This is a genomic window from Anaerococcus sp., assembly GCF_030825785.1.
Lineage (GTDB): Bacteria > Bacillota > Clostridia > Tissierellales > Peptoniphilaceae > Anaerococcus.
Genome location: NZ_JAPJPG010000072.1, coordinates 1 through 3,434 on the forward strand (window position 1 = coordinate 1; position 3,434 = coordinate 3,434).

3 protein-coding genes are annotated in these 3,434 nt (G+C 38.6%); all 3 read left to right on the forward strand.

From position 1 onward, the window contains the following. Positions 1-1,331: mannitol dehydrogenase family protein (locus RCH56_RS07475; RefSeq protein WP_306484350.1), on the forward strand; the 1,331-nt coding region annotated here is incomplete at its 5' end. Between the two features lie 16 nt (positions 1,332-1,347). Then, the gene (gene uxuA, locus RCH56_RS07480) at positions 1,348-2,418 is read left to right on the forward strand and encodes a mannonate dehydratase (protein ID WP_306484351.1); all 1,071 of its coding nucleotides are present in this window, start codon (positions 1,348-1,350) and stop codon (positions 2,416-2,418) included. A 142-nt stretch (positions 2,419-2,560) separates the two neighbouring features. Next, a partial coding sequence (locus RCH56_RS07485) for a glucuronate isomerase (protein WP_306484352.1) occupies positions 2,561-3,434 on the forward strand: 874 nt, incomplete at its 3' end.

A 3,434-nucleotide genomic window follows, 5' to 3' on the forward strand; every position in this document is an offset into this window, starting at 1 on the left:
ACGACAACCTAGCCCTATCAGTTACCCTTCACAAGGATGGTAATTTCGATACAAATTTAATAGCCAACCTAGTTGAAGCCCTAACTCTTAAGGATATGACAAGAATTAAAGAAATTGCCACAAATCCTAACCTTGAACTAATGAGCTTCACGATTACAGAAAAAGGCTACAACCTCTACGGTTCAGACGGAAATCTCATGGGAGTAGTTAGAGAAGATCTTGAAAAAGGACCAGAAGCTAGCAAGCACCTTATGAGTATTGTAACCGCTTTATTAAACCTAAGATATAAGGAAAATGGCAAGGCCCTAACCCTCTTGTCAATGGATAATGCAAGCCACAATGGAGATTTAGTCAAAAACTCTGTTATGCTTATAGCTAAGGCTTGGCTAGAAAAAGGCTTCGTAGATCAAGGATTTATCAAATATCTTGAAGAAAAAATTGCCTTCCCACTTTCTATGATCGATAAGATCACACCAAGACCTGCAGAAGATGTTCAAAAACACCTAGAGGATCTTGGCTTTAGTGGAATGGAGACTGTAGTAACAGAGAAAGGCTCCTATATAGCAGGTTTTGTGAACTCAGAAGAAGCTGAGTATCTCGTTATCGAAGATAGTTTCACAAACGGCAGGCCAGCTTTCGAAGAAGGCGGAGTATACATGGCAGATAGGGACACTGTAAACAAGGTTGAAACAATGAAGGTTACAACTTGCCTAAATCCACTTCACACAGTGCTTGCAACTTATGGTTGTGTACTAGGTCATACAAAGATATCAGAAGAGATGGAAGATACTGAACTTGTTAAGCTAATTAAGAAAATCGGCTATGACGAAGGCCTTAAGGTTGTAGTGAATCCAGGAATCATCGATCCAAAAGACTTCATCGACGAAGTAATCAATGTAAGATTTCCAAATAAGTTCATGCCAGATACACCACAAAGAATCGCAACAGACACATCACAAAAGATTCCTGTAAGATTTGGACAGACTATAAAAGGTTATATGAATGATAAGAATCTCGATGTGGCTGACCTTAAGTTTATCCCACTAGCCCTAGCTGGTTGGTTGAGATATCTTCTAGGAGTAAATGATGAAGGAGAAACTTTCGAGCTTTCAAACGATCCTATGATGGATTATCTAAAAGAAAGCCTTGAAGGAATCAGATTAGGAGACTTCAAGGAAACTGAAGGACTAAAAGATTTACTAAGAAATGAAAAAATCTTTGGAGTAAATCTTGAAGAAGCAGGACTATCAGAAATAGTTACAAAATATTTCGAAGAATTGTCACATGGCCCTGGAAGTGTAAGAGCTACACTTAAGAAGTACCTAGCATAATTAAGGAGATACGCTTATGAAAATGACATTTAGACACTACGGAAATGACGATCCAATCTCACTAGAATATATCGCACAAATTCCTGGAGTTACAGGAGTTATGGTTATGATGAACGAGTGGGAAGCAGGAGAAGTTTGGGAGAAGGATGTCTTTCAAGAATACGTTGATAAGTGCCACGCAGTAGGTCTTGATTGTGAAATTATCGAGTCAATCAACGTTCACGAAGATATCAAGATGGGCCTTCCAACAAGAGATAAATATATCGAAAACTACAAAGAGTCTCTAAGAAACGTTGCAGCTTGCGGTGTGAAGACAGTAATTTACAATTTCATGCCAGTATTTGACTGGGTTAAGACAGAACTCTATAAAGAGCTTCCAGATGGATCTAATACCCTTGCCTTTGACCAAGCCAAGGTAGAAGGTCTTTCTCCAAGAGATATGGTAAATGAAATCCTCGACGGAGCGGGAAACTTCGAACTACCAGGTTGGGAGCCAGAAAGACTATCCCAACTAGAAGATGTTCTTGAAAAATACAAGGATATCGATGAAGATAAATTAAGAGAAAACTACAAATACTTCCTTGAAGCAATAATCCCAACATGCGAGGAAGTAGGAATCAAGATGGCAGTTCACCCAGACGATCCAGCTTGGCCAATCTTCGATATCCCTAGAATAACATCAACTCCAGAAGATCTAGAAAAAATTGTAAACCTAGTAGATTCTCCATCAAATACCCTATGTATTTGTACAGGATCATTGGGATCTAGAGCCCAAAATGACGTAGCTAAAATAATCGGAGACTTCGCTAAAAGAGGCAAAATAGGAGCAATTCACGCTAGAAACATCAAGTTTACCGGCGAGAAACAATTCTACGAATCAGCTCACCTTTCTAAGTGCGGTTCATTAGATATGTACGCTATAATGAAAGCTCTATACGATGCTGATTTCGACGGCTACCTAAGACCAGACCACGGAAGAATGATCTGGGGCGAAGAAGGAAGAGCAGGCTATGGACTCTACGACAGAGCCCTAGGAGTTGCCTACCTCAACGGTCTATGGGAAGCTATAGATAAAAATAACAAATAGATAATTAAGTTTTTAGACAACTACGAACATAAACCTTTGGTAGGTGAGGCGTCTCTTATGAGAAGCTCTCACTTTATCCAAGGAAATTCTTTTAACTATAATAGACAAAAAATTAACTAATATAATAAAGAAAGGAAAACTAATGAAATTCATGACAGAAGACTTTATGCTTCATAATGACTTTGGGAAAAAACTCTACCACAATTATGCGGCTAAGATGCCAATATTTGACTTCCACTGTCACCTTGAAGCTAAGGAAATTTATGAAAACAAAAATATTCCTTCAATTACTGAAGCTTGGCTCGGTGGAGACCACTACAAGTGGAGAGTTATGAGAGCTTGTGGGGTTGAGGAAAAATATATCACAGGGAATGCAGATGATTTCGAAAAGTTTGAAAAGTATGCGGAAATCATGCCATATCTTATAGGAAATCCAATATATCACTGGACTCACCTAGAACTTAAGAACTTCTTTGGCATAGAAGAGTGTCTTAACAAGGAAAATGCCAGAGAAATTTATGATAAGTGTAATGAACTTCTAGCGAAAGATGAGTTTAGACCAAGAGGCCTAATCGAGATGAGTAATGTCGCTGCAGTTTGTACAACCAATGATCCTATAGATGATCTTAAATACCACGAGCTTTTGGCCGAGGATGACTTCAAAGTCAAAGTTCTTCCAGCCTTTAGACCAGATAATGCCCTATACATCGAAAAAGATAGCTTCAAGAGCTATTTGTCAGATCTTTCTAAGGCGAGTGGAATAGAGATTACAAACTTTACAGATATCAAAAAGGCCCTAAAGTCAAGAATGGACTTTTTCAATGACCATGGGGCTAAGGCAAGCGATCAAGCCTTCAAATACATCCCACATAGAAGATGTGATGAAGAAAGCCTAAATAAAGTAGTTCAAAAGAAACTAAACGGGGAAGAAATTAGCCTAGAAGAGGAAGAAGCCTACAAAACAGAGCTAATAATCTTCCTTGCCAAAGAATACAAAAAGTTAGACTGGGCTATGG